Annotated in this window: 28 protein-coding genes; 10 read left to right on the plus strand and 18 right to left on the minus strand. The window is 44.4% G+C overall.

Annotation, left to right across the window (positions count from 1 at the left end):
* Positions 1–77 precede the first annotated feature (77 nt).
* Positions 78–866 carry a hypothetical protein gene (locus ACFSKO_RS10180; RefSeq protein ID WP_380251120.1) on the minus strand — a complete coding sequence of 263 codons (789 nt, stop codon included), beginning with the start codon at positions 864–866 and terminating at the stop codon, positions 78–80.
* A 101-nt stretch (positions 867–967) separates the two neighbouring features.
* Between ACFSKO_RS10180 and ACFSKO_RS10185 the strand changes: the two genes are divergently transcribed.
* From ACFSKO_RS10185 to ACFSKO_RS10195, 3 genes are all read left to right on the plus strand, one after another.
* Positions 968–1,540 carry a MarR family winged helix-turn-helix transcriptional regulator gene (locus ACFSKO_RS10185; protein ID WP_380251122.1) on the plus strand — a complete coding sequence of 191 codons (573 nt, stop codon included), beginning with the start codon at positions 968–970 and terminating at the stop codon, positions 1,538–1,540.
* A gap of 405 nt (positions 1,541–1,945) precedes the next feature.
* Positions 1,946–2,905: a DMT family transporter gene (locus ACFSKO_RS10190; protein ID WP_380251124.1), complete on the plus strand. Its 960-nt coding sequence runs from the start codon at positions 1,946–1,948 to the stop codon at positions 2,903–2,905.
* Between the two features lie 308 nt (positions 2,906–3,213).
* Complete coding sequence (locus ACFSKO_RS10195) at positions 3,214–3,726, plus strand: response regulator (RefSeq protein ID WP_380251126.1); 513 nt, start codon at positions 3,214–3,216, stop codon at positions 3,724–3,726.
* 147 nt (positions 3,727–3,873) lie between these two features.
* Here ACFSKO_RS10195 and ACFSKO_RS10200 read toward each other — a convergent pair whose 3' ends face one another.
* Positions 3,874–4,335, minus strand: a complete 462-nt coding sequence (locus tag ACFSKO_RS10200) for a GFA family protein (protein ID WP_380251128.1) — start codon at positions 4,333–4,335, stop codon at positions 3,874–3,876.
* Positions 4,336–4,723: 388 nt separating this feature from the next.
* On the opposite strand from ACFSKO_RS10200, the gene ACFSKO_RS10205 reads away from it, so the two are divergent.
* Positions 4,724–5,503, plus strand: a complete 780-nt coding sequence (locus ACFSKO_RS10205; RefSeq protein WP_380251130.1) for a tetratricopeptide repeat protein — start codon at positions 4,724–4,726, stop codon at positions 5,501–5,503.
* 298 nt (positions 5,504–5,801) lie between these two features.
* Here the strand turns inward: ACFSKO_RS10205 and ACFSKO_RS10210 are convergent, their stop codons facing one another.
* From ACFSKO_RS10210 to ACFSKO_RS10255, 10 genes are all read right to left on the minus strand, one after another.
* Positions 5,802–6,584, minus strand: coding sequence for a siderophore-interacting protein (locus tag ACFSKO_RS10210; protein ID WP_380251132.1), 783 nt, complete (start codon positions 6,582–6,584; stop codon positions 5,802–5,804).
* A gap of 402 nt (positions 6,585–6,986) precedes the next feature.
* On the minus strand, positions 6,987–8,759 hold the full coding sequence (locus ACFSKO_RS10215) for a hypothetical protein (protein WP_380251134.1): 1,773 nt from the start codon (positions 8,757–8,759) through the stop codon (positions 6,987–6,989).
* A 115-nt stretch (positions 8,760–8,874) separates the two neighbouring features.
* Positions 8,875–9,138 (minus strand): hypothetical protein, encoded by a 264-nt coding sequence (locus ACFSKO_RS10220; protein WP_380251136.1) that lies wholly within the window; start codon positions 9,136–9,138, stop codon positions 8,875–8,877.
* 93 nt (positions 9,139–9,231) lie between these two features.
* Complete coding sequence (locus ACFSKO_RS10225; RefSeq protein ID WP_380251138.1) at positions 9,232–9,498, minus strand: hypothetical protein; 267 nt, start codon at positions 9,496–9,498, stop codon at positions 9,232–9,234.
* Positions 9,499–9,511: 13 nt separating this feature from the next.
* On the minus strand, positions 9,512–10,516 hold the full coding sequence (locus tag ACFSKO_RS10230) for a hypothetical protein (protein WP_380251140.1): 1,005 nt from the start codon (positions 10,514–10,516) through the stop codon (positions 9,512–9,514).
* A gap of 73 nt (positions 10,517–10,589) precedes the next feature.
* Positions 10,590–11,219 carry a hypothetical protein gene (locus tag ACFSKO_RS10235; protein ID WP_380251142.1) on the minus strand — a complete coding sequence of 210 codons (630 nt, stop codon included), beginning with the start codon at positions 11,217–11,219 and terminating at the stop codon, positions 10,590–10,592.
* A 260-nt stretch (positions 11,220–11,479) separates the two neighbouring features.
* On the minus strand, positions 11,480–11,704 hold the full coding sequence (locus tag ACFSKO_RS10240) for an Imm63 family immunity protein (RefSeq protein WP_380251144.1): 225 nt from the start codon (positions 11,702–11,704) through the stop codon (positions 11,480–11,482).
* Positions 11,705–11,816: 112 nt separating this feature from the next.
* On the minus strand, positions 11,817–12,347 hold the full coding sequence (locus ACFSKO_RS10245; protein WP_380251146.1) for a GNAT family N-acetyltransferase: 531 nt from the start codon (positions 12,345–12,347) through the stop codon (positions 11,817–11,819).
* 7 nt (positions 12,348–12,354) lie between these two features.
* Entirely contained in the window at positions 12,355–12,921 is a 567-nt protein-coding gene (locus ACFSKO_RS10250; protein ID WP_380251148.1) for a helix-turn-helix domain-containing protein, read from the minus strand.
* Between the two features lie 238 nt (positions 12,922–13,159).
* Positions 13,160–14,095 carry a DMT family transporter gene (locus ACFSKO_RS10255; RefSeq protein WP_380251150.1) on the minus strand — a complete coding sequence of 312 codons (936 nt, stop codon included), beginning with the start codon at positions 14,093–14,095 and terminating at the stop codon, positions 13,160–13,162.
* A 146-nt stretch (positions 14,096–14,241) separates the two neighbouring features.
* On the opposite strand from ACFSKO_RS10255, the gene ACFSKO_RS10260 reads away from it, so the two are divergent.
* The gene (locus ACFSKO_RS10260; protein ID WP_380251152.1) at positions 14,242–14,925 is read left to right on the plus strand and encodes a helix-turn-helix transcriptional regulator; all 684 of its coding nucleotides are present in this window, start codon (positions 14,242–14,244) and stop codon (positions 14,923–14,925) included.
* A gap of 23 nt (positions 14,926–14,948) precedes the next feature.
* Here ACFSKO_RS10260 and ACFSKO_RS10265 read toward each other — a convergent pair whose 3' ends face one another.
* The gene (locus ACFSKO_RS10265; RefSeq protein ID WP_380251154.1) at positions 14,949–15,578 is read right to left on the minus strand and encodes a DUF1638 domain-containing protein; all 630 of its coding nucleotides are present in this window, start codon (positions 15,576–15,578) and stop codon (positions 14,949–14,951) included.
* A gap of 356 nt (positions 15,579–15,934) precedes the next feature.
* On the opposite strand from ACFSKO_RS10265, the gene ACFSKO_RS10270 reads away from it, so the two are divergent.
* Entirely contained in the window at positions 15,935–16,693 is a 759-nt protein-coding gene (locus tag ACFSKO_RS10270; protein WP_380251156.1) for a tetratricopeptide repeat protein, read from the plus strand.
* 130 nt (positions 16,694–16,823) lie between these two features.
* Here ACFSKO_RS10270 and ACFSKO_RS10275 read toward each other — a convergent pair whose 3' ends face one another.
* The 3 genes from ACFSKO_RS10275 to ACFSKO_RS10285 all read right to left on the minus strand — a co-directional run bounded on the left by ACFSKO_RS10275 (position 16,824) and on the right by ACFSKO_RS10285 (position 18,986).
* On the minus strand, positions 16,824–17,303 hold the full coding sequence (locus tag ACFSKO_RS10275) for a hypothetical protein (RefSeq protein WP_380251158.1): 480 nt from the start codon (positions 17,301–17,303) through the stop codon (positions 16,824–16,826).
* Between the two features lie 16 nt (positions 17,304–17,319).
* The gene (locus ACFSKO_RS10280) at positions 17,320–18,261 is read right to left on the minus strand and encodes a hypothetical protein (protein ID WP_380251160.1); all 942 of its coding nucleotides are present in this window, start codon (positions 18,259–18,261) and stop codon (positions 17,320–17,322) included.
* A gap of 521 nt (positions 18,262–18,782) precedes the next feature.
* Complete coding sequence (locus ACFSKO_RS10285) at positions 18,783–18,986, minus strand: hypothetical protein (RefSeq protein ID WP_380251162.1); 204 nt, start codon at positions 18,984–18,986, stop codon at positions 18,783–18,785.
* 304 nt (positions 18,987–19,290) lie between these two features.
* Here ACFSKO_RS10285 and ACFSKO_RS10290 point away from each other — a divergent pair, with 304 nt between their 5' ends.
* The gene (locus tag ACFSKO_RS10290; RefSeq protein ID WP_380251164.1) at positions 19,291–19,761 is read left to right on the plus strand and encodes a hypothetical protein; all 471 of its coding nucleotides are present in this window, start codon (positions 19,291–19,293) and stop codon (positions 19,759–19,761) included.
* A 147-nt stretch (positions 19,762–19,908) separates the two neighbouring features.
* On the opposite strand, the gene ACFSKO_RS10295 is transcribed toward ACFSKO_RS10290, so the two are convergent.
* Positions 19,909–21,078 (minus strand): acetyl-CoA acetyltransferase, encoded by a 1,170-nt coding sequence (locus tag ACFSKO_RS10295; RefSeq protein WP_380251166.1) that lies wholly within the window; start codon positions 21,076–21,078, stop codon positions 19,909–19,911.
* Positions 21,079–21,468: 390 nt separating this feature from the next.
* On the opposite strand from ACFSKO_RS10295, the gene ACFSKO_RS10300 reads away from it, so the two are divergent.
* Positions 21,469–21,819, plus strand: coding sequence for an Hpt domain-containing protein (locus ACFSKO_RS10300; protein ID WP_380252255.1), 351 nt, complete (start codon positions 21,469–21,471; stop codon positions 21,817–21,819).
* Positions 21,820–21,994: 175 nt separating this feature from the next.
* Here ACFSKO_RS10300 and ACFSKO_RS10305 read toward each other — a convergent pair whose 3' ends face one another.
* Positions 21,995–22,423 carry a hypothetical protein gene (locus ACFSKO_RS10305; protein ID WP_380251168.1) on the minus strand — a complete coding sequence of 143 codons (429 nt, stop codon included), beginning with the start codon at positions 22,421–22,423 and terminating at the stop codon, positions 21,995–21,997.
* A gap of 429 nt (positions 22,424–22,852) precedes the next feature.
* Here ACFSKO_RS10305 and ACFSKO_RS10310 point away from each other — a divergent pair, with 429 nt between their 5' ends.
* Both ACFSKO_RS10310 and ACFSKO_RS10315 read left to right on the plus strand, forming a co-directional pair.
* Positions 22,853–23,674, plus strand: a complete 822-nt coding sequence (locus ACFSKO_RS10310) for a DUF2189 domain-containing protein (RefSeq protein WP_380251170.1) — start codon at positions 22,853–22,855, stop codon at positions 23,672–23,674.
* 374 nt (positions 23,675–24,048) lie between these two features.
* Positions 24,049–24,588 (plus strand): hypothetical protein, encoded by a 540-nt coding sequence (locus tag ACFSKO_RS10315; protein ID WP_380251172.1) that lies wholly within the window; start codon positions 24,049–24,051, stop codon positions 24,586–24,588.
* Positions 24,589–24,717: the final 129 nt, after the last annotated feature.

Below are 24,717 nucleotides of genomic sequence, written 5' to 3' on the forward strand. Positions count from 1 at the left end.
TCTGATCTCGATCGGATAAATCGTTTATTCCTGGTGCCTATCGAGCAATTTTATCGAATTTAACTTAACAAGATCAGTCAATTTTTAACGAAGCGTGACTCATCTTTTTTCATGATGATCCCCGGAAAAGAAAGATCGCCCGAAGCGACATCATGTGCTTGATTTACACACAACAAGGGTTTGTCACTACCTTCGTTTGAAACGTTCAGCACTGCCGTCATGGCGTCAAAATTGGCACCCTCGGCCCCTTTAACGGGAAGTGTTACTTTCAACTGGTTATCAAACAGGATTGGACTTTGGCCCGGAGCGTCCAACGCGATTGGCAGGTCCGGCATCGTGGCTGGCACAAGATCTTGACCCGGAGATATTTCTCGAACCTTGAACCCCGCACCACAAGCTGTATCCTGAGTCAAAACCGCCCAATGTGCGTGCCAGGTTTTGCCATCATTGGCAGGATCACCATCAGCATTTTCATCATAAAGCGGCGTGTCATCAAAATCCGGGTGCGAGGTAATCGCCAATGCCAGAACGCCAGAGTTCGTGGTAAAGCCAACCCCTGCCGGGTCAATCTTTGTTGGCCAGACATAAGCGAATACAGATGATCCCCGGAAGGTTCCTGTTTTCTCTGGTGTTACAGATCCGGTATCCCCGGCCAACTCCATTAAAAAAGTTGCCCAGCGCCCGTCCGTATTGGCCGAAGCTTTGATAATATCGAAAGGCGGGATGATTTCTTTATTCACTGCGCTTTTGATATCATGCGCATCAGCATTTTCGGCAATTCCGAAAATACTTGTGCTAAGAATAGCCATAACAAGAAAAGGCCCTGAGGCCAGACTTGCTAAGCAGTGCTTTTTTGAAAAGGTCATGTTCATTGCTCCACATTAATAGTATCGACTCGATACATTTATATAATTAACATGACTCTTCACACTTGCAACAATTGTTTTTAGTCGATACCATTTTAATTATGAACAAAGCACACCACCAAAACCGAACCCATTTCATTAGTCTACTTTCCAGACTTTCACGTCTCGTCAACCATGAAGGTCATGCCGCAGGCCTCAAGCCCGCACAATGGGACGCTTTACGATATCTGGCTCAGGCAAACAGATTTTCCCGTAATCCCGGCGCACTGACAGCTTACCTTGGCGCCACTAAGGGCACGATTTCCCAAACATTGATGTCACTAGAAAAAAAGGGATTGGTTGAAAAAAAACAAGATCCCAATGATAAACGCTCTGTCGGGTTGGATCTGACGACGGCAGGAAAAACCCTTGCAAAGGAAGATGCCCTGCGTCCCTTTGAAAATGTGGTAGCACACCTTCCAACAGACGATCAAAAAGCTATCGAAGAGGCATTGGAAAAAATCCTCCTCGCCAAACTTAGAAGCGAAGGCAATCGCCCCTTTGGCATATGTAAAACCTGTCGTCATTTTCGAAAAGCCGCCCCTACAGGTGCTCCGCACTTCTGTGATCTACTCAAAGAACCCTTAAGCGAGATTGACTGCGAAAAAATTTGCATAGAACAGGAAGCGGCTTAGTTATTGGGCTCCAGCGTAAATAAACCTTTGATGTTGGTTCCTTCGTCAGCTTCTATCTCTCATCCCTAAACATCACGCCTTTCTCATCGTACCGATATCCTTAAATGTTTTATAAACCCCATTGCATCCTCAAAGAAAGAAGCGCAAGTTATGGTGAGTTTTATAGCTCATTCTACTCCTATTCCGAGCTTGTATCTTGTCGGATCATCTTCGACCTACTAACTTATTCGTGTCCCTGTACTGGCCTTCCTTTCGCATATATTAAGGGCCAGACTTTGCAATAAATTCGCAAAGATCTGACAATTACTCACCTTAACAGGGCACCTTTCTACAACGACCTGCATCTTGCGGGCCCATTGCTTTTCTTCTTCAACTGAGGAGGGAAAATAGAGGATTTTCGCTGCTATGCAGTTCGTGCCCGAACGCGTTTCGACCTATTGGCTTGATAACTTTCTTCCCAAATTTTTAGGGCGATGGGAAGCTATGCCCGGCAATATTCGCGGGGCCATTCTCGTATTACTCGCGACCTTTAGCGGTGCGGTAATGGGGGCTTTAATTAAAGTTGTCGGGCAAAGAATTCCAGTATTTGAAATCCTTTTTATTCGCCAGCTCTTTGCCCTAATCTTGCTCTCACCTGTCATTATACGTTCTGGTCCTGATGCTTTTAAAACATCCGTCTGGAAACTCTATTTATTACGGGGGGTATTTTCTTTTGTTGCCATGAGTGCCGGGTTTACAGCCGTGGTGTATATGCCTTTGGCAGAAGTAACGGCCATTGGCTTTGTTCGAACCCTCTTTACCACTCTTCTTGCTATTGTCTTTTTACACGAAGTGGTCGGAATCAGGCGTTGGTCAGTCACCATTATCGGTTTTATTGGCGTGTTGATTATTGTCAGGCCGGATGCGGATGGCTTAAATATATATGCTGTTATGGCATTGGTCTCTGCTTTTTTTGTCGCCGCCATCATGGTCATCCTGCGAAAACTTTCCCAAATTGATAAACCATCGACAATCATGATGTACCAATCAATCCTGATCACCCTCTTTATGATGGGGCCAGCCATTTGGTATTGGCAAGAACCTACTTTGAACGAACTGATAATCATCGTTACGATCGCTGCATTGCTTTCTGCGATGCAATGGTTTTATATCCAAGCTTACCGGGTCGCTGAAGCTGTTACTGTCGCCCAAGTCGAATATGTGCGTTTGTTGTTTGCAACAGGCATTGGTGTCATGTTTTTCTCGGAAATCCCTACTCTTTGGACATTAGGCGGGGCGAGTATAATTATCGCCTCAACCTTCTACACCGTACACAGATCAGCGGTGCGGAAAAAAGAACGCGAGAAACAACCTGAAGTGCAATAACCGAATATAAAAAGTCAAAAAGGGACCTACCAGATAAAAGGATCCCTTTTCATATTACAAAATTATGGAATAGCCCTGCCAAAGCATCCCACAATCACAAATTATTATTCGCATAAACGACATTTTACAAATCTTAAAACAACTTAAGGTTTCTTTTAATTTAGTACAAATTTTCAACAACCTTCTGACAACATTAAGAAAATCATAACAAAACCAACTTATACTGTAATAAGGTAGATAATTATGTTTTACTCAATTTATGCGTGAGGGACTGCTCTGTATTAAGCACAAAAGAAAGATATTGGGTAATGGATAAAACTTTGGATTTTGGATTGTTGGATTTTTGCGTCGCCGAAGATGACAGCTTTATGCAAAAGCTGGTAAAAACCATGCTGATATCTTTAGGGGCAAAAAATATTCGTCTCGCTTCCGATGGAACGGAAGCCTATGAGCTTTTAAGAATCAAGGCACCAGATTTGATTTTTATTGATTGGACGATGAAACCCACAACTGGGATCGATCTCGTAAAGAAAATTAGAGAAGACTCTGACCCCATTATTTCGTCTGTCCCCATTATAATGTTAACAGCACATTCCAAACGTGAGTTTGTTGAAAAGGCTGTGATCGCAGGGGCCAACGACTATTTGGTTAAACCTGTGTCACCTCTTCTCTTACAAAAGAGAATAGAAGCTATCTTTAAAAACAGGATCCCCCTAAGCCATCAACCTGAGAACAGCACCGCCCCTTTAGCAAGACAACGCAGGAATAACAACAATCTATCCGAAAATGACGAAACCATTGAAATCAGCCTCGATGACTGATGGTTCTCGTCAGAATAATCAACTATCGAGTTAACAAGTATCAATCTCCTGAATTATAGAGGGGCTTTCTATTTCCTAAAGAATGCCCCTCCAAACGTCTCACCACAATCAATTCAAATAGAATTTTTAATTTAACTAAGTTCCCTGTTACTCAGCCATCCCAAGGGATTTGAGAAACTCGTGTTCCGTCATACGGGGATGTTCACCGGCAAAACTATAGCCTTCGGGCTTGCTCTCGATATAGATTTCGCTACCAAGTGAAAAGCCATCATTTTTATCAAAAGCCCCAGCCCATACAACCGTCATGCTGCCATCACGTAACCGATAAAACAGGTGCGTCCCACATTCTTGACAGAACCCACGTTCAGCCCACTCAGAAGATATATAAGCTTTGACCTTTTCCTCATTTTCGAAGCTTAAGCTTTCTACGTGGATAGCCATTGTTGGCCCCCCAGACCATTTGCGGCATGTGCCACAGTGGCAAACGCCATGATCCCCACCTACACCCGTGGCAGTAAATTTAACAGAACCACAAAGACAGCTTCCGGCCATAGTCATTGTTATGATGTCTTCTTCGTCTTTGTTCTTGAGTATCGTGTCGGTTGTCATTGCTCTAGTCCCTCTTCGGCGCAGCCCCTTTTAAAGGGTCACTGCAACAGTCATAATTGACTTATGCCATTCAATCTAAATTCAATCTTCTGGTACGCGTTCCAAAATAGTCATTCCCACGAACGCTTCCATAAACGGAAACATAACGCCCCCCTACTGACAACATTGTGTCAGTAGATTTCCCATGATAAAAATTAAACCCGAAACCCTTGATAACAGCGCTCAATATGTGCACTTACATTTCCGCGCTACACTATATGCTTGGAAATTCATGTTAAAAATCTACCCCGTTAAGTTTCCAGTCGACACCAATTGAACGTTTCTTCAGTTGGGTAAAGTATTATTGAAATGAACGACATACCTTAAGGTCCCCTATTCGGAGAATTTGATGAAAACCCTTAGTTTTGCTTTTGCTGTAACACTGATTTTTTCTTCTACTGCCGCCTCTGTCCATGCCGATGAATACAGCGATGCGGTTATGGCTTATGCAAAAGGGGATTACACAACCGCGTTGCAACAGTATACGCTGGCGTCTGACCAAGGATCAGCAAAAGCACAATACAACCTTGCGCGCATGTATCGTCAAGGATTGGGAACCAAAGTTAACGCCGAAGAAGCCTTTGTCTGGATGCTTAAGTCTGCTCAACAAGGATACGTACTCGCTCAAGATCAGCTCGGGAACATGTATGCCCGGGGAGAAGGTCGCCCCACAGATGGTAATGAAGCTTATAATTGGTTTTATAAAGCAGCAGAACAGGGCTACGCTAAGGCTCAGTATAAACTTGGCTTCATGTACGCCGACGGCCTCGTTGTCGAGCAGAATTACCAACAGGCCTTTAACTGGTTTAAAAAATCAGCGGAACGAGGATTTTCTGAGGCCATGTATAGCCTAGCTGTCGCTTACGCAAACGGCCAAGGAACAGATGTGAATTCGCAAAAGGCCGTTCAATGGTACATAGTAGCCGCAGAAAAAAACATTCCAAACGCGCAATACGATCTGGCCGTGATGTACAACGAAGGTCGCGGCACCAGTAAAGACTTAATCAAAGCTTATCACTGGGCCACCGCAGCCTCGAAAAATGATGTTTCTGAAGGCGAAATATTAAAAAAGAAAATTTCAAAAAAAATGAGTACTGATCAACTTAAAGAAGCACAAAACAACCTCTAAAAACATATAAAATAGTATGGGATGAAAAGCCCCACCACATTTATGTGTAAGAGCTACGCGTAAAAGTTACATGTAAGATTTCACGTATTTTTCACTGCCATAAAGGATGAAAATAGGTTTTAATAATCTCACGCAAGTAACTTTTCCCGGTCCTTAGGGCGCTCGCACTGCGCAACCATCTAGCCTAGGAACCGGGATTTGCTTTTTCACGTCCGGCTATTCCTTAGACATATAAAAGGGCCAGAAGTGATGTTCATAAGACACCTTCTTCAGACCCTTTACAATTTTGTATAAGACCTTAAGCCGCGGCAGCCATGCGCTTTTGGATCTGATGTGCATCTTCTTCCAAACCGATCTTCCAATAGGCAGAAACATAAGTGTCTTCCTTTGGAATACCCCGTTCTTTATGCAAGTGGTTGCGGAGTTCTTTGACCACACCTGCTTCACCAGCAACAAAGACACTTGGATGCCCCGGACGCCAACGCATACCCCGGATAAAATCACTTTGCTGCGTACTGGCTTTATCAGGGTTTTTGTGTACCAACCAGTGAATATCAATTCCGCGTGGTGCATCAATAAGTTGACGATCATCTTCGGATGTTACTTCAAACACGGCCGTTCCAACCGCATCTTCCGGTAGCTCTTCCAATGCGGCCGCAGCCGCAGGTATCGCCGTCATATCGGCCGCCAGCAAGAACCAGTCGGCATCAAGATATGTCATTTTTTTCGGCCCTGGACCAAAAAGCCCAATATAATCACCAGGCAATGCCTCTTTGGCCCAATTACTGGCCGGGCCACCATCACCATGTATCGCAAAGTCGATATCTAGTTCGTTGGCCTCAACCCGATGATGGCGGATGGTATAGGTCCGCATAGTTGGCCGATGACCATCTTCAATTTGAGCAATAAAAGCAGCAGGATCCAGATCAATTTCAGGAATCAATACTTTAACATGCGCGCCCTCTTGCCCTTCAGGAAAACCGTGAAGGCCAATCCCACCCAATGTTACGCGTAACATATGAGGCGTCAGGTGCTCTGTTCGGACCACTGAAAGTATTCTTGGTGGCTTGCGTTTACTCATAATGGAATCCCCCCATTCGGCAGGTTGATCGTGTATCAATTTTAAAAACGGTATCATGGCAATGATATACGCGGTTATACCAAAGGGGCTTGCGAGCCTTCCTTGATGGCTTTCCCAGCGCGAGTATATCTACAGGGAATATAAGTCAGGATTATGACAATGCAATGAGAATCGTTCTTAACAAACGCGTTTTCACGATAAATTCATGCTTGATGTACTTTATTTCCCAATATTCATTACCCACCCAGCCTCGCGCTCTCACACAAATCAAAAATGGTAATGTTCCAGAGAGAGAACTCTGATTTAAATCAGAGATCCCTCAGCAAGGAACCCACACAATGAGGCTCAGCACTCAACACAAATGTGTAAAACAGCGCCCCATTTATTTTTATAAACTACACCTTAAGGCGCCGTCCGTCGCTTCAACCTGTCAGGTTTCTTTTGAATCTCTGGCAGGGAAATTCTGGCAGTGGGAAGAGAGAAGTCGCTGTATTTACAAGTACTTTTACTGGTATTTTTACTTGCGGGGTTTTTCGGACAAACCTCAAGACGCCAGCCTGTTGCTCCGGTCAGAGCCTCAAGCTTAAAGTTGGCACTTGTGCCTATCATGCTCCGGGGCAGTTGAGAGGATTGAAAAGGTAGGTAACGTCCAGATGTTTTTTGGTAGAAAAAGAGATCGTAACTTTTTTTGCCATCAGTGAGTTTAATAGTCCCGCTGCGGATCTGACCTTTAGGGGCCAAAATGTGGAATGCAGCTGGAGAGGCCTTTAAAGCCAGTTTGTTTATGGGCCTTTTCTGTGTAACAGGCTCAGAGGCAGAAGGGTCCGTGGAAGGTTCAGTATAATCGCCTGCTGCTCCGCCTGCCAAAGATGAAGTCGTAACCGGATCGCAAGTAAAAACGCTATTTTTTTCAACGCTATCCACGACATCACCCATCGCGTTGGTGACATTCATAGTGAAAGTAACGGACTTCTGCAAGAAAGTCAGACCTTCCCACGAAAGTGCATGCTGTCCCTGAAAAAAGATATTTTCGTTGTTGGCAATGTCATAGGCTTTCAATGCCTTGATCTGTCCTCCTGCGAGGATAGCGGCGGCACCAGAAGCTTTGCCTCGACCATCTAGTTTACCAATAAGATTGACCGTAGCCGGGCAGCTCATCCCTCGATGAAGGATCTTACCATCGACCGCCACGATCAAGCTTGCCTTGGGCGGCAGCTGGGCCATTAATTCGCCGGGGGCTGCGCTACAGTTGACATGATAATTGGCCCAGTTTGAAAGAAAGGCATGGCTGGTGCCGATCATCCGGACCTGACCATCAGCGATGTTCGCGCTAATGGGATAGATATGTTCGAAGTTGCTGAGGCCTGCACCATTGGTCGTGATGGTTTTTTCATCGCTTTGCTGGCCACTGTTATCATGATAACGAAAGCGAACCTGACTGTTAGGGTTGGCAGAGGTGATCTGACCGCTGAGAGTCATTTCACAAGCACCACTAACATTGCTGATCTGGGCTGTTTGGGCAGAAAGTATCGCCTCCTCAATCGACTGTACCACTGGGTCAAGCGATGTGTCGCTTTTCAAGCAGGTAACTGTAATTGCTTTGAAGCTGTTCCAGCTCTCGACTTCTTCAGGGGTCTGTGTACCAGTGATCCCGGTAGTGTCGTAATCGAGGTTTCCACGAACAGCAATTTTAACATCACGATCTTGAGAGAAAATTTCGCTGTTGTTCATGCCCAGATTACTCAGCCTAGTGGCTTCAGCGTTACAGGCCGTGACAGCAAGAAAACCGTAGTTCCCGTTATCGAGAAAAAAGGGCGCCGCTGTATTTACCGATTTCGGCCGTGGACGATTGTAATTTGCCGTATCGCCGTTATTCAAAAAAGGAAACCAGTTACCAGGGGTCACCGGATCATCCGGCTGGAGCGCCAGAGAGGGCCATGATTTCCAGCTTTTCACCCGCCCAGATACTTCAGCGTCGATCTCTACGATAAAGGCACCCTGCAAGGGCTCCGTTGGCGAAACAACAGCCGTATAGGTCTCGCCGTCGTTGGCAACAGTGATATCAGGATTGCTCATCCATTGCAGAAAGGTTTTGGCGGTATCCGCTACAGCCAGAGACGGTAAGATCGTTCCAGCAAGTAGGAGACTGGTACAGGAGAGATATTTATTTTTCATAAGACCGTTCCCATTGCGTGTTAAAAGCAAATGATTAATCGACCATTTTCTAGTTGGTCGGCTTTTGCCGGGAAAAGGTTCAAAGTTTTAAGAAAAGAAGCTACTGAGCAAAATCTCAACCGGGAGGAGATTGAAAATTCTTAATAATTTTTCTGATGGCAACCCAGCATGAAATCAACAGGCCAAAGGTAATCAACAGCCAGCCGAGTAAGCCCATAACTCCCCAGAAAAACCCGTATTTCACAATACCCGGACCTGAATTACTTATGGCATAGAGATAAAGAGCTGTGCCAGCGAGTATCAAAAAACTGCTGATTAGCAAGACATGGCATGAACTTCGCTCAGGATCTTTTTCATTACTCAACTTGCCCTTCTTCATTTTACCACCTGTTATTGATAGCAGAAAATTCTTTGCCTCATGCGTCGTAATGAGAGAAGAACATGAATGCTTGGCATGGCGCACATTGCCAAGTCAGCCGTAGCAGTTTTTTATAATTCTCCTGATAATCAGCCAACAGAAAATTATTAAACCCAAGCCAATCAGTGCCCAGCCAAACAAGGCCAACAGTCCCCAGAAAATACCGTTCATGGCGACGCCCGATGGCGGGCCGCTCATCGCAAAAAAATACAACACGATGCCCGAAATGATCAAAAAAACACCAAAAATCAGCACTGTTTTTGAAGCAGATCGATCTTCGTTGGGTTTTAATGTTGGTTCATTTATTGGTGACTCATTCACTGTGCCTTCTCCATTATCCGATGATCTCAAAAGTGTAAGGTGTTTCGTACGCACCAGAAGGTTTAACAGCGGGTTGGAAATCCCGAACCATGATGGTTACAGGCCTTTTCACCCCCCAGGCCTTATCGACTATTTTCCTGATATCGCTATTGGGATCATCACAAAACCAAGTCATATAAACGCTTGGTTTGAAAGGTTTTTCAAGCTTGATAAGGTAGATGATATAGTTGATCACGCGGCCTTTTTGACCATAGTGGATCTGTTGATCTAAAATCTGGCCCTGCATCTCATACCCGGGACGAATTTTAGCAGGAACACTTATCATACGTGTCTTGTCAGACATTCTGGCCGGCTGAGCAATCCGCTGTATCAGAATGATCACACCAAAGAGAACCAAAGCACTCAACAACCATGGGGCAATGACAATCTCATCTTGTTCTGCCAGCAGCGTAGCCAGACCTTCGATATTTGTATTGTTACTGGTGATATAATCGGGAAACAGGAAATTTTCAAAGGCGTATATCTTGAAGACAAAAAGATTGGTAACGGTGCTAAACAGTAGGGTAATCAAGCAACCTGATAAGAGGAAAAATGCTTTAAAGGGATGAAGATCTTGTGGGGCATAGATCATACCCTTCCAACTCACCATCAAAATCCGGCGATAGAGGCTGTCAAATCCGGCACTGCCAAAAATTGTAAAATCGCCCGGCAAGTAAACTTCTTCACGCGGATCACTTTCTCTTGAAACATAGAGCCCTTTTCCAAGAGCTTTACCGAGATAGATAAAAGTCTCTTTTTTCCCCAACAAAAGTGCAGCTAGATTATTGATCACCTGTGCAAAAAGTAACGCGGCGATAAAAAAAACAAAATTCATAAATAAACAGAGATAGCGGAGCGTGTCATACCGCCACCAGGCAACGACCAGTTTCCATAGGTTGATCTGGAACAGGGACTGAGACAGTTCATTGAAAAACAAGATGTAGGTGACAATAAAGGTGAGGAAGCCTAGACGAAACATCAGCTTGCTTCTTCTGTCTTTATTCGTTGTGAATGGCTGTGCAGATAATTGTGCAGGCGAATGTTTTTCATAATCATTCCTGTTCGAAGACCAGCCAGCACAGTGCGTCGATTGGTACACCGTTCTTGCTTCTTATTAGTTTTTCACAACTTAGTTGTTTTACAGAATACCCTGCTTGTGTAGCTGGCAGACTAAAGGGATCAAGTATAGTTGAGTTCAGTAAGGTTGCTTCAAACTCTTTTAGAACTTCGTAATCGGGGCGGGATATGGCAGTTTGCGTGTCCAATGGAGATACCTCTAGGGGTCGACCAAAATTGGCCAGATAATCCCTTATCCAACTGTATTCAATCAACCTGCCAACAAAAAGTGACGTAAAGCGTAGTGGGTTAGCTTCCTGCTTATGGTCAGAAAAGATCGTTTTCATGCTTCTAGACACACTGTCTTTCGTTGGTGAACAAGGTACATGATAACCAAGTTGATCAATATTGAAGGCATCAAACCAGAGTGTGGCATCGCCAGTTCCACTTACGAGGAAAGCGCTGACCTGAATTTGGCAATTTTCCTGCTGCTTGGACAAAAGGATGACTTCTTCATCAGCTTGAACAATTGCAGGAAGGAACAGAGCAGAAAGAAAAAATAAAAGCAGGAATCGCCCGGACCTACAAAAGCGTTCTAATACCGTGACCGCTTCATGTACCATCATTTTGAACCTTCGCTCGAAAATTTTGATGAAAGAATTTACCTGTTTGTCGGGCAACGGAGCTTACAGGTTCATTATTTTTTCTTTACGGTGAACCAAAAGGGCAAAGGAGTACTTTGGTCTCACAGGAATATCCAAAGCTCTGAAGCAAAATTTTAATCTGAACCTAGAATACGATCTTTTCTGGCTGAATTGTAAATTACTGTCCCCAAAATGGTAAATGACCGAATCAAACTTCAACTTCAAGCGTCAAATGTTATCATCTAAATACTGTCATCGAATGGATGTTTACTTAGGATCACTAGCTGATCGCTTTCTCTTTTATTCGCCCACTCGGATTTTATCAGGTTTAAAAGCTCTAGTTCTTTTTTAAACCACCCTCGGCGCGCATCTTGATTTTCAATTCTATTTTCAAGCTCCCACTTAGTCGCAAGTTCTGAAACATCACTCGATACCAAGTTAGGAAAACAATAAAAGCCTGCAAGCATAAAATATCGAATTAATGGCCAAGGACCGAGCTTACATTAGACACAGATCAAAGCAGTAAACTAGGCACTTATACTGCGTTAACTACTCCCCTCATGACATACAAAGCCAAAGCTAAAGCTGCTTATACATATAAGTGGTTGGATCGAATTTACCCGTGTCGTGGGGGTCTTGGGCATAGCCTGGAATGACGCCTGCAGTTTCGTATCCCAACAGCTTGTAAAGCGGTTCCGCGTTATCGCCTGTGCGGGTATCCAGAGTGATCAATGTGAAATACCGATCTCGGGCTTGTTTCTCCAGCTCTGCCATCAGCATTTTAGCGGTACCGCGCTTTCGAAATTTAGGAGAGACCAAAAGTTTGGAAACCTCCCCTTTGTGGGTTTGGTTCGGCATGCTTCCGGTACAAAGTTGTACAGTCCCTGCAACCTCTCCCGCCACTGTGGCTATCATAAGGGTGGTTTCTCCGCTCACAAGAGAGGGGCGAATTTTACCTACCCAGAAACCACGACTGTTTTCCAAAGAAAAGGGCTGTACGAAACCAACGCTGGCGCCGTCGTGAACGCAGTCGCGCAATAAATTGGCAAGATCTTCAATGTAAAGATCAAATCCTTTTACATCGAGACACAAAATAGATGACTGTTTCACTTGGACCTCACAATACGATCAGCAAATAACGCGCGCCTAATTTCTCATCGGCACGAAAGGTGTTCGCCCCGTGTAGTTTATAGCGCAGACAGTCACCCGGCTTTAGAATATGAACGGCGTCTTCAAAGGTGATCTCCAAGCCGCCATCTTGTAAAATCAGATGATGTTCCAGTCCTTGCTTTGCGGGGCCAGGATAGTAGATTTCCGAGCCTGGCAGCAGGCGACATTCCAGCACCTCACAGCTTAAACTCTCTGCCGGAGGTGACACCGAACGACGCTCAAACCCGGTCGCATCATCACGCCACACAGGTTGTTCAGATTTTTTCACAAGAGGTTGGTGATCAGCTTCGACCATCACCATCAAACGCGACATGGTTAAGCCGTAAGCGGCGCATAATCTACCTAGTACCGATGCAGTCGGGCTAACTTCATATTTTTCCATACGTGAGAGTGTCGCTCGACTAATCGTACTTCGCTCGGCCAATTCATCAAGGGACCAACCACGCTCAGTACGCAAAGATTTCAGTCTTTCAGCAAGACGGACATCATTACTATCTGTTTTGGGATAATTCATATTTTGACGATCAATCCTGGCACTACAATTCTTGTCCATATAAGAGATATATTCTCATATATGGACCGAAGTCAAGTAGTCACTATCATCAGCAATCGATATTCTGCCCGGCCCGCCTTAAGCCGTCTGACGTTAACCGCGCATCTTGCGTTTAAAGGGAAATAATTAATGAGGAGTTCAGGAATTAAACAACTTTGCTCTTTAGATAATCCTACTCCTCGCCTTCCCTTATTTCCAATTACTTGCTTTTCCATAACGTGCTGGATACAGCAATCAAAATAAGAGCGCCACCAACCCAGGTAGCCTGAGCGGGAAACTCCGCAAAAACGAGCCATGCAAAAATAGGAGCCAAAGGAGTTTCAAGGGCACTTAACAACGCCGCTTGACCAGAAGGAACCCGCTTAGCACCTTCGGTAAAAGTTACTGAAGCCACGGCAAACACAACCCCAAAAGCAACAAGAATTGCTAATTCATCGAGAGGAACAGCGAAAGGATTTCCCAGAATAAAAGCAAAAGGTAATAATAAAAGTGATGACAAAACAACCGGCCCAGCAGAAGGCGTATTTGGAAAACGACGGTAAATAACCATAAAAATCGCCATCGAAAAAGCCATCCAGAATGCAAGTAGATCTCCAAGCAGGTTTGCTTCGCCAATAGATCCCCAAACGATAATGCCAACACCCATAATAGCAAATAAACAGGCTAAAAACATTTTGAAGGTAACCCGCTCTCCCACCCACAGCCACGCAATAAGCGCAGCCACAAGAGGGGCGGCCGCATAAATAAGGGAAACATTGGCAATGCTTGTGATTTTAAGAGCTGAAATAAATGCGGCAGAACCCGAAGCACCAATTATCACAGCCGCCCAGCCACTACCCCCAATATTATAAAAATTCTTCTTAAACGTTCCTCTTTTCACGGTCCAAATAATTGTGAAACCAGCCGAGAACAAACCACGCCAAAAGATAATATCCCATGCAGGCGCTTCAATCCCTTTTACAAAGATGCCCACCGTGCTGAACACAACGGCCGATACCATGATCAAGAGCACGCCGTTAAGGTGTGTTTTTTGAGCATGATCCTTTGCATCGATTACCAAATCACCGTGATTATCTTGGCTTTTCATTGAAACCTTAACGCGCTCAATCTCTGTCATTTTATTATTCTGCACCACTGCCCAGCCCCTAAACGTACCTATGCAATTTTTCACCTCCCAGCCACACATCCTTTGGATTAATAACGGGAGCATTTCTTGGTAACAGATCACTACTGACACCTAGCTGTCAGCAGTGATCTGTTACCTTGAGGCAGGAGATAGAAATGAGCAAACCAATTAGAATGTTTGAAATAATACAGCTTCTTCGCAAGGCAAAGCGTCCTTTGAGAGCAATAGATATTGCGGACACTCTTGGGGTTTCACAACGTACCGCCTACCGGGATATCGTCGCGTTGCAAAGCATGAGTATTCCGATAGATGGTGCAGCAGGCATTGGCTACATCCTTCGGCCCGGCTTTGACCTTCAGCCCATTACTTTCACACCAGAGGAAATTGAAGCCATCATCGTAGGTCTCGCACTGCTCCCCCGGACGGGCGATGTCGGCTTGCAGCGTGCAGCAGAAGGGGTCATCGGAAAGATAAGTGACATTGTCCCCAAAGAAACAGCATCTCGCTTTAAAGTCCCATCACTGGACGCTTCAAACTGGCACACAGTTCCAACCTCCAAAGTCGATATAGCCCTCATCCGCAAGGCAGTTCGTAATGAACAGGGCCTGATAATCCAGTACAAAAATGCTGACGACCAGATATCAGACAGAACAATCCTACCGCTTGTTGTACTCTATTATGTTGAAGCTGTCGTGATCGCAGCCTGGTGTGAATTACGACAAGACTTTAGGCACTTTCGCATCGACCGCCTTATTCACTGTCGCCTTTCCGAAACCTACTTCTCGGACATGAGCACTCAACTTCGAGATGACTGGCAAAAACAACATGGCCTTATTTGAGATAAAGAAGTTCATTTATACAGTCATCTCTGCTTTAGTGATTTGATCGATGTTTCAAAATCGCCATAGCCACAAAAACGATATTCGTATTTCAACTTAAGACGCGAGGCGATCTCTTGCGCTTTGATTTCAAGCTCGGGATCTTTGACTTGCGGCATGAACAATAACTTAGTGTAATTTCCAAATACCATATCCAACATGTCTTCATGACGATCAAGACCCAAGGCCTCCCAGACAAACTTATCAAAAAACCGACAAAAATAATCCGTTAAAAAGAATGTCGTAATCTCATCTTCGGCGCTATTTGAGAAAGTATCATTTCCCATAAAAAACGAAAAACAATGAGGTCCGGCAATACGCTCAATGTCACCTTCTTCTTCCAGGACTTTATCTAGCAGCCCTCCGGTTCCACAATCACCATAGAGTACGTATATTTTTTCGTAACAATCCCCGGCCGTTCTGATTTTTTCGCGAACAGCTTCAGGTATCAGTTGAGGATTGTGATGAAGTTTGGCTGGTAAACACGTAACATCCAGATGTTCCCATTTATTGACCTTGATAAGATCAATAATTTCACGACCAAGAGCACCACAGCCAATGAGCAGTGTTGTACCCTTTCCTCGCTTAAAAATGAAATCCGAATTCCCTACCATATCATCGACACTACAGGATATCTGTCGTCCAACATGTCATTTACGCGCCAACAAATCATTTCCCAACGACGAGGAATAGGACGAGCAAGCCTTAAAGTAAAAGAGTTTTGAAAAAAATTCAAATTCCAAAGCCAAGACCAAGAATAGTTCTAATATCCCAACAAAATTGTCAGCACTGTTGAATTAATACGTCCCGACCTTAGAATAGACCAACGCCCTCTTCTACCCCTAATCGTTTTGCATTGATTGATAACCGATTTCAGTAACAACAAACGAGCAGAACCGATATGAAAGCTCCACGTCCTTTTCTTTCGTTTATTCTATGCCTCCTGTGTACAAACACAGTTCTGGATCTATTGTGTACAAACACTGTTCTGGCTGGAGATTACGAAGATGGTATTAGCGCTTATCGGGCGGGAGATTATGATAACGCGATCAGCCTGCTAACCAAGGCCGGAGATCTGGGACACCCGCAGGCACAATATTACCTGAGTATTATTTATGAAGGAAATTCAGGCGTCGAGCGAGACCAAAAATATTCTCTTTACTGGCTTGAAAAAGCAGCCGAAGGGGGCATGGTTGCCGCACAACGCAATTTGGCCGCTTTTTATCACGACGGTGTCGATGATCCTGATGATGATTTCCAAAAAGCCACATCCTGGTATCTCAGGGCGGCAAATCAAGGTGATCTCAGCGGGCAGCTCAATCTTGCCCTTTTACTTGATAAAAAAAGTAACTCAGATCTTGATCATAAAGAAGCAATCAGATGGTATCTACTCGCCGCACGACATAAAGTAGCTCAAGCCCAATACCACCTTGGTCTCATGCATGATCAGGGCAGAGGCACTCCTGTAAATCCTGAAAAAGCAATGAGCTGGCTTATGAAAGCTGCAAAACAACGCTTTCCAGAAGCTCTATTCACACTCGGCATTAAATACGATCAAGGTTATGGGGTCGAACAGGATTCCATGACCGCCTATAAATGGTTACTTCTTGCAGATCTCAATGGCCATCCCCAAGCAGCGGCCCGCAGAAAGGCAACTGTTGTGAAGCTGACCCCAGAACTTATCGCCATTGCCGAACATCTTGCCGACACTTGGCTCGATACCAACTAAAATTGGCGAGACTTATGAGAGGGTGACCTCTGGAACTCTTCCAATAAGACGAGCCTTCCGCCCAATCAAAGAAGAGCAGCAGCAGCAGCAGCAGCAGCAGCAGCAGTATCACGATCACCACCGCCCACGTTTAGTCTTTGCCTTGACCAATATTATCTGTGCGCATTTTAAAAACCTTGCCACCCCGAATAACCGTCCTGTTTTGATGACTTCGGGCTTGGCCACTACGGCTGGTCACAGACAATCTTTGACGCCAATTTGCAACAGTTTGAGGAGAGGCCCCAACCTGACGAGCTATTTCACGGTCTGACCAGTTGGTCCGTTCCGGGTCAGTCAGATAAGACGTAATTGCCTCTCGTTTTTGGGCATTTGTTAATCGAGGCTCACCACTGCTTTCACGCAAAAACTTCTGTTCCAAGGCATCAACCCGAGCTTGTAGTGCGGCAATTTCACCATCTCGGCTTTCGAGCAAGCTTTGAGCCCAATTCCCCCATTGCTCCACCTGAGCAACTGATTGACGTAAACTATCTTGCAAGACACCCAACTGGTCGCCAGATTTTTTTGAACCGACAACAGGTCCTGTACGCTTATTTTTCTGTTCTTTGGTCATGATCTAAGTCCGAACCTTACGCTTCGGCTTGTATTTTCATATCAGGGCCTTGAGCAGGAACATTCTTTCCCACATCATTTCCAATATCGACCCTCGCATCATCCTCAACCACCATTTGGTATTTATCTTCAACCCGCGCCCAACGATACTCTTGGCCCACAGATTTATCCTCTCCCCCAATTAAATTCAAAGCACCTTGCTGGAGCATAATTTCTTCGGTTTTTGTTCCTGATTTTACAACAAGGGAAGGAGATTTTTTTGAAGCGACAGGCCTTGCTGAAACTTTTTTAGTCTTTTCTACAGCGGGCGTGCTCTCCGCTACAGGTGCCCTCCCTACCACTGGCGCGCACTCCGTAGTCGATGCGTGAGTTTCCCCGCCCGACTTTTCAATACCGGACTTTTCAATACCGGCGTGATTGGTTGCTGACTTTGATTTCGCCCGAGCTCTTTGCGCCTTCTCGGCAGCTGCCTTCTTCTCAAAAATAACCTTTTTCAAAGCCTTGTAAGCTTCTAGTTGCCTTTCCAGCTTTTGGACTTCTTCCTTACGATTAAGAGCTTCTTCCATTTGCACTGCATGAGCTTTGCGCAAACCAGCCAATTCACCCTCATAAGAATGTCGCCTGGTTTGTTCGTTTTTAATTAACACGGCCTTTTCTTCGACAGATTGGCGCAATGATGCAATCTGCAACTCATGACGTGCAAGGGACCATCGGAGAGACTCAAGTTCGGCTTCAAGCTTTTGAATTTGGGCTGTTTCAACAGTTTCACCCTTATTCATATTCTGAGCACCGCCTTGAAAACTGGAGATCCCCACCTTTAGCTCTCCAAAGCTAATACCTGCACCTGCGAGCAAGTGTTTGGCGCGCCCAAGTGCAGCCAAAGCTTCTCCTTCGACGGCTGAATCCAGCAAAGCCAATACCTTTTCAAACCGGTGCAAATCCAGTTGTGATCTCGTCACGATGTCCCCCTGCAGAGCGTTTATTCACTCATCTATCTAATTTACTAGATGATACTATTAACTTCCATTAACCATTGCAACTATAAAATTAGATAGATGAGTGAATAAATTGAATAAGTTAGCCCGCACGCCAAAATCCCTTGTGTTACAAGGTCCGAACACTCAAACGGAGATAAGGGATTGAGCATAAATGAACGCATTTCGATCACAGCTCATCAGAACAAAATTCTGCAACTTCCCAATTTAGACAGATAGCCAAATTTTAAAGTACAAAGACGTTTATTTTCAAAAAAACCGCCAAAAAGACTCGCAAGCACTACTCAAGCCTTCGTGAAAGAAAACATGGCACGTAAGCACGCCCTCCAGTACAGGCTGGAAGAAATAAAAGTAATTTGAAAAACGGTATAAGTTCGATGAAGTAGAAAGGGCAAAGGGCAAAGGGCAAAGGGCAGGGATTACCCCCTACTCAAATTAGGCCTGCAATTTTTACACAAAATAACGATTATATTGCCAATGGAACATCACTCTGTTGGGATTAAAAGAGTGCGTTCGTCTCCCGGCACAGGCTGTTCGTAACAATCGACGTTAGCCAACGAGCGGTAACAATAGGTTGTCGTTTGAGGTGCTGAAATTACTCTAACCGGTTCTTTTTCCACAAAAACACCCGAGCAACCAAAAACCAAAACAAATACTGCAACAACAAACCCGGCTCTCAAATAACCCATAACTGTTCTCTCCTCTACCAACAGGATAACACATACCCCATGTTTCTATCCCTACAAGTTTCGCGCCAAGTTACATCCTTCGTCACAGGGTATGTCAAAAAATAAATAACAAGCTAGAATCACACAGCCCCTGTAATTTCAAAAAACACCCTGTGCTCACCAGAAGCCACTGGAGAATAAGGGAAATCATCTTTTATAAATTAATTGTTAACCGAACTCTGTCAGCATATCCCAATAGTCGTAAAACCGTCGAACCTTACAAACACACCATTTCCAAACAAAGCAGGAAATAAAGGGGGGCCATATGGCTGCAGCACACGATGATGGATTTGAGCATATAGAGAGCTCTCTCGACGATCTTAGCCATGCGGAATATTTGATGCTTTACCACGAGGCTGGCGAAAACTTACTCTTCGCCAAACGCCAACAATGGATGGCTCTCGCCTATCTCAGCATGGCTTTTGTCGGTATATATCTTCTCGCCAAGGCAAATCCTTACGATCCTAAGTTTTTAAACTACCTGACTGTCTGCTCTTTTATACTGACAATTTTTGCTATTGCCGTCGTAATCTTTCTACAATTTTGGCAAATTAACGAAAAGCGTATTCTTCGCAATATATCCAGCGGGCTTTCCAATTCTTTTCAACGCTTACGCTCGCTCAAATCACGAAATGAGTCTAATGCGCACAGATACATCATGCTCTTTATGCTGATGGCTTATATTCTCATGGCCCAAATCGCCATGTTGCGTGCGCTATGGAACATAACAAACTAACAACCTACTCCTCGTTCATATTTTAACCCCTCAAAAAGAACGATCCGCCCATTGGACGGGTCGTTCTTGTCAAAGACGAAGGAATTCCAACGCCAGACACGTAGTGCAGATTATAATACCAACTTAAGACCTTGTTCCAAAACGCCCCTAAACCAAAGGCTCCAGGATAGAGACATAATTGGCCACAGCTGCGCCGCCCATGTTGTAGATCCCCGCCATTTTCGGGTTAGAAACCTGAATTTCAGGTGCCGCCGCTCCTGTAAGCTGCATCGCGGACAAAACGTGCATGGAGACACCGGTTGCGCCAACAGGGTGCCCCTTGGCCTTTAACCCACCAGACAAATTGATTGGAAGCTTACCTCCGGGGTAGACCCACCCCTCTTCAAGGGCACGAAAACCTTGTCCTGGAGGCGTAAGCCCCATCGCTTCATATTCGATCAATTCAGCAATTGTAAAACAGTCGTGAGTTTCGACAAAGGACAGATCATCCAATGTCACTCCTGCATGTTGCAAAGCCTGTTGCCATGCATGTGTACAACCTTCAAAACGAACAATATCGCGTTTGCTCATGGGCAGGTAATCGCTGACATGAGTGGCCGCACGAAAACGCACCGCACGTTTCATGGTTCGGGCCGTTTCCTCATCAGTAAGAATAATCGCAGCCGCACCATCTGACACTAACGAACAGTCAGTGCGCTTTAAATTCCCAACCACTGTTGGGTTTTTGTCAGATAAAGTACGACAAAAATCATACCCAAGATCTTTACGGATTTGTGCTAAGGGATTATGGACACCATTGGCGTGATTTTTCGCGGCAATACGTGCCAACGCGTCGCTCTGATGGCCATGACGCTGATAATAAAGATCACAAATATGAGCAAAAACTCCGGCAAATCCGCCTTTAATATCCCCTTCTTCTTTTAGATAAGCCGCTTTTAGCAAAGTGTTACCGATTTCTGGTCCAGGTAAGGCGGTCATCTTTTCAACACCCACGACAAGCACCATGCGTGCCTGCCCGGATTCAATAGCACGCAGCCCATGATGAAGTGCAGCCGTCCCCGTAGCGCAAGCATTCTCAACCCGAACAGCAGGCTTAAACCGCAACCCCTCATCTGCCTGTAAGATCAAAGAAGCCGGAAAACCCTGTGGTGAAAAACCTTCGTTAAAAGTGCCCAGAACAACTTCATCAACATCGCTTGCTGATACCTCGGCATCTTGCAATGCTCCACGGGAGACTTGAGTTATCAGGCTTTCCACGTCTTCTTCAGAATGCTTTCCAAAAGGGGTGTGCGCCCAACCAACGATACAAGCCGACATAATAAACTCCCGCGTTCATTTAATTTTGAAAATGTTTAGCTACGAACGTAACCAAGGTTTGGATGGCAACTCTAACACAGGTAAACTTTAAACCAAAAGCCTTACGCTGCACCGCAACAATTCTTATAATACTAAAGAAAACGTCAATTTTAAATCATGTAAAATCAAATTTATTAAAACTGAATTTTTAGACGGTAAGCCTCTGGCTGTTAAGCATTTATTATCCAAATTGTATAAGGATATGAGATATGCCGCGTTTACAATTCATAACACCCTACTTTAGGATGGATAAACCTTACAAAAGGTGTGCTTTCCTGTACGCCCCTCAAGGCGCCAAACCAACAGCTAGACCCTCCTTAACATAACCATGAGAGTTACATCAAAGTGCCAATGACAAACCATGATGAATACCCAATTGGGTCTGAACACGAACTCGAAGAAATCCGCTCACAAGTTGGCGACGAAGTTCTCGCTGAGCTACTGTCTATGGCTCCAGATACCATTGAAACACATATGAAGAATCTGCTCGAAGCCATCAAATCAGAAAATAGCGATGCTCTCTATTTGGCCGCCCATACAATAATGGGGACTGCAGGTTCAATGTTTGCGCCCAAATTGGCAGCTATTGCAAAAGAGATGGAGAGTCTTTCGAAGGACACTAGTGCTGCTCTTACCCTTTTTACGACCTTAGAAAAAACAGCTGCTGAAACAATCCTTTGGTGGCAAACTAAAATGGCCTAGGAGAAGGGCGAACCCTTTTCAATTTAAAACATCAAAGAGAAGCCACGCATTTTACGCGACTTCTCTGAAGAATTCTGAAACCTTGTGTCCAGTATTTGTCGCTCTTTTCGCATCATTAGATATCAATATAGTGTGCATTAACACCTAAGTTTTAAACTTGTAATTCACACCAAGCCTAATGCGTGGATCCGGGATAGCCCGTTACTGATGGCTTGTAACGATGCTCGCGCTCTTCTGGAAAGACTTCTCTCAAAACAGAACCCAAGTGGTGCGCGCTGGAAATCAGATCCTGCGTATTGTGACCATCCAACGTCAGTATCGCAGCGGTTTCCATCCCAATCACATTCTCCGTACGCGCAGCTTGAACCAACCAAAGAGCGTTCAATTCCGCCGTACAGATTTGTAGACGACAAATTGGGCAGCAAGAAACAATAAATTCAAACGACCTTTTTCGTCCGTTCCGAATAGACCTGATAAAACTTCCCACAGCAGAAACAACCCACGCCCCATCATAGGGACCCAGCTCATCTTCGCCCAACACAAAAACTTTATCCCAGGCATGGGAAGAAGGATCGGCATAGCTTTGGCAATAATGACGTAGCATCTCCAGTACCAACAGCTCGGACGGTTGAAAATTATAATTTTTTAATGGAAAGCTCGGTGTTTTTTGCGGCCAGTGTTGTCGGCCGTTCGTATTTAGACAGGTCATAGTTTCATTCAGGCTCATTATTTTACAGATAAAGCTCTCCCGCTGAGAGGCCGAGCTTTATCGCGATATTATTATAATGTCCTGGCGTGTCTTTTATTTATCCGTTCTCGCGCGGATCACTAATTCTTATAAAATTCGACCTTCTCAGTCAAGAATGATTCGCAATTAGAGTTAAATATATAACAGTATCATCTAATTAACTCTACAAAGTATCCCAGACTTGTTCTACTATACATTCGTGGGTGTGCGCCAATTCGCCAAAAAGAATATACAATGCTGCCCAAACCCAAACTCAGATTGCGCGTAACAGGGAGTAACAGGGCAATGGAAGAAAAAACTGTTCAGACGTCATCTGAACCCCCAAAAAATGTAGCAACACATAAAAAATCAAACTGGCCCACAGTCAATTCTGTATCTGTAAAGATCGTACCCGAAATTTTACAAGCTGGCCTTTCTGATTTTTTTGCAGCCGCAAAATACGGCCTTTTCTTCGGCGGTATTTATGCTGCAGGCGGCTGGTTACTTATCATATTACTTTTTAAACTCGGGCTTCCATACCTTGTATATCCTCTCGCAATCGGCTTTGCCCTTATTGCCCCCTTTATTGCCTGTGGATTTTATTTTATTTCCCATCAACTCGAAGAGAAACAACCCCTGAGCTGGGGGAAAGCATTCGGTGTGGTAAAAACCATGTTCAGTCGAGATCTGGGATGGATGGCCTTGGTCACGGGATTTTCATTATTTATCTGGGTCGATATGGCCGCCTTTATTACCCTCAGTTTTTTTGGATTTAAACTTGTCGGTTTCTCAGAGTTACTAACTCAAATTTTCACCACACAAAAAGGCATGCTGTTTCTACTCGTTGGAAATAGCGTTGGAACCTTTATTGCCTTTGTGGTCTTTTCATTCTCCGTTGTTTCCTTTCCAATGCTGTATCACAGAGACATTGATTTTGTCACCGCTATGGTCACCTCTGTCAGGATGGTTATGAAGAACCCTCTCCCCATGGCAGTATGGTGTATAACCATTGCAGCTTTTATTATTCTGTCTTTGATAACTGGTTTGTTGGGCCTTTTAATCGTACTTCCAGTTTTAGGTCACGCCTCATGGCACCTTTATCGCCGCGCCGTAGAGGATACAACCTAAACGGTATTAGGAAATATTTTCATTGCCAAAATTATATTTTCAAAAAAAATAAACTTATAAGTATAAAATCCTAAATTTCAATTTCACCTATATTGATTTTTGGGATAAAGATCGTCAAGCGTTTGAAGAACAACAGTAAAAGCTATCATTTTTTTATTGAAAAAACTAAAACTTTATACTCTTTAATACTGCGTTAATAGCAAGAGGCTAAACTCGTCCACCTATAAGGGGTTGTTAATATTTCTAATATGGATCGCTGCTGCAATTAATCACAAAGGAATACTTTCCTTTAAAATATATCTGATTTTGCTAAAGGACTAGTTTAGAATGATAAATTTTGCCTTCCGCCCCAGATAAAAGTTGGGAATTTTTCTATGGCTATTGTAGCGACAGACGAGCGCCTTCACTCTGAGCTCGCGAAACTTATTCACTACGTTGAGCGCGTACGTCTGGAACTCGCAAATATCACCCGGAAAAAGGGTGATCGTTCCGACTTTGAAAACATGTCCGATCAATTGGACGCCCTGATCAAAAACACAGAAGAAGCCTCATACGAAATCTTGAAATCCAGCGAGGACATTTTAGAAACTGTCGACAAACTACGCGAAGAAAATAGCGAAGAAGACCGGAATAAACTCTGTGATTTAATCACAACAAGCGCAACGAACACTCTTCAAGCCTGCAGCTTTCAAGATATTACCGGACAGCGGGTCACAAAAATACTGCGTTCTGTACAGTTTGTCGAAGATCGGGTCAATTCCATGGCAGAGATTTATGGCCAGTCTTCCATCAATACCCTCGGTCTTGAACTATCCGCGAATGAAGAACCTGACGAAGAGATCCCCATGGAAGGACCAGCCATGAAACTTGATGAGGCCATTTCGCAAGATGATATTGATGCCTTGTTTGATTAAATCCCTAAATAGGCTCGATGGCTCCGAACAAAACATAGGTTTCAAACGCCCTCCCTCAAATGCTATACCCCTTCTAGAGAATACTTAACGCTACGAATTTTTGTGGCATTCTCCTCCGCATCTATTTTC

The sequence above is a fragment of the Kiloniella antarctica genome, from assembly GCF_042682825.1.
GTDB lineage: Bacteria > Pseudomonadota > Alphaproteobacteria > Kiloniellales > Kiloniellaceae > Kiloniella > Kiloniella antarctica.

Coding starts and splice junctions, on each gene's coding strand:
- ACFSKO_RS10180 (WP_380251120.1), bottom strand. CDS start 866: ATGACCTTTTCAAAAAAGCACTGCTTAGCAAGTCTGGCCTCAGGGCCT.
- ACFSKO_RS10185 (WP_380251122.1), top strand. CDS start 968: ATGAACAAAGCACACCACCAAAACCGAACCCATTTCATTAGTCTACTT.
- ACFSKO_RS10190 (WP_380251124.1), top strand. CDS start 1,946: ATGCAGTTCGTGCCCGAACGCGTTTCGACCTATTGGCTTGATAACTTT.
- ACFSKO_RS10195 (WP_380251126.1), top strand. CDS start 3,214: ATGGATAAAACTTTGGATTTTGGATTGTTGGATTTTTGCGTCGCCGAA.
- ACFSKO_RS10200 (WP_380251128.1), bottom strand. CDS start 4,335: ATGACAACCGACACGATACTCAAGAACAAAGACGAAGAAGACATCATA.
- ACFSKO_RS10205 (WP_380251130.1), top strand. CDS start 4,724: ATGAAAACCCTTAGTTTTGCTTTTGCTGTAACACTGATTTTTTCTTCT.
- ACFSKO_RS10210 (WP_380251132.1), bottom strand. CDS start 6,584: ATGAGTAAACGCAAGCCACCAAGAATACTTTCAGTGGTCCGAACAGAG.
- ACFSKO_RS10215 (WP_380251134.1), bottom strand. CDS start 8,759: ATGAAAAATAAATATCTCTCCTGTACCAGTCTCCTACTTGCTGGAACG.
- ACFSKO_RS10220 (WP_380251136.1), bottom strand. CDS start 9,138: ATGAAGAAGGGCAAGTTGAGTAATGAAAAAGATCCTGAGCGAAGTTCA.
- ACFSKO_RS10230 (WP_380251140.1), bottom strand. CDS start 10,516: ATGTTTCGTCTAGGCTTCCTCACCTTTATTGTCACCTACATCTTGTTT.
- ACFSKO_RS10235 (WP_380251142.1), bottom strand. CDS start 11,219: ATGATGGTACATGAAGCGGTCACGGTATTAGAACGCTTTTGTAGGTCC.
- ACFSKO_RS10240 (WP_380251144.1), bottom strand. CDS start 11,704: ATGCTTGCAGGCTTTTATTGTTTTCCTAACTTGGTATCGAGTGATGTT.
- ACFSKO_RS10250 (WP_380251148.1), bottom strand. CDS start 12,921: ATGAATTATCCCAAAACAGATAGTAATGATGTCCGTCTTGCTGAAAGA.
- ACFSKO_RS10260 (WP_380251152.1), top strand. CDS start 14,242: ATGAGCAAACCAATTAGAATGTTTGAAATAATACAGCTTCTTCGCAAG.
- ACFSKO_RS10265 (WP_380251154.1), bottom strand. CDS start 15,578: ATGGTAGGGAATTCGGATTTCATTTTTAAGCGAGGAAAGGGTACAACA.
- ACFSKO_RS10275 (WP_380251158.1), bottom strand. CDS start 17,303: ATGACCAAAGAACAGAAAAATAAGCGTACAGGACCTGTTGTCGGTTCA.
- ACFSKO_RS10285 (WP_380251162.1), bottom strand. CDS start 18,986: ATGGGTTATTTGAGAGCCGGGTTTGTTGTTGCAGTATTTGTTTTGGTT.
- ACFSKO_RS10290 (WP_380251164.1), top strand. CDS start 19,291: ATGGCTGCAGCACACGATGATGGATTTGAGCATATAGAGAGCTCTCTC.
- ACFSKO_RS10295 (WP_380251166.1), bottom strand. CDS start 21,078: ATGTCGGCTTGTATCGTTGGTTGGGCGCACACCCCTTTTGGAAAGCAT.
- ACFSKO_RS10300 (WP_380252255.1), top strand. CDS start 21,469: ATGACAAACCATGATGAATACCCAATTGGGTCTGAACACGAACTCGAA.
- ACFSKO_RS10305 (WP_380251168.1), bottom strand. CDS start 22,423: ATGCTACGTCATTATTGCCAAAGCTATGCCGATCCTTCTTCCCATGCC.
- ACFSKO_RS10310 (WP_380251170.1), top strand. CDS start 22,853: ATGGAAGAAAAAACTGTTCAGACGTCATCTGAACCCCCAAAAAATGTA.
- ACFSKO_RS10315 (WP_380251172.1), top strand. CDS start 24,049: ATGGCTATTGTAGCGACAGACGAGCGCCTTCACTCTGAGCTCGCGAAA.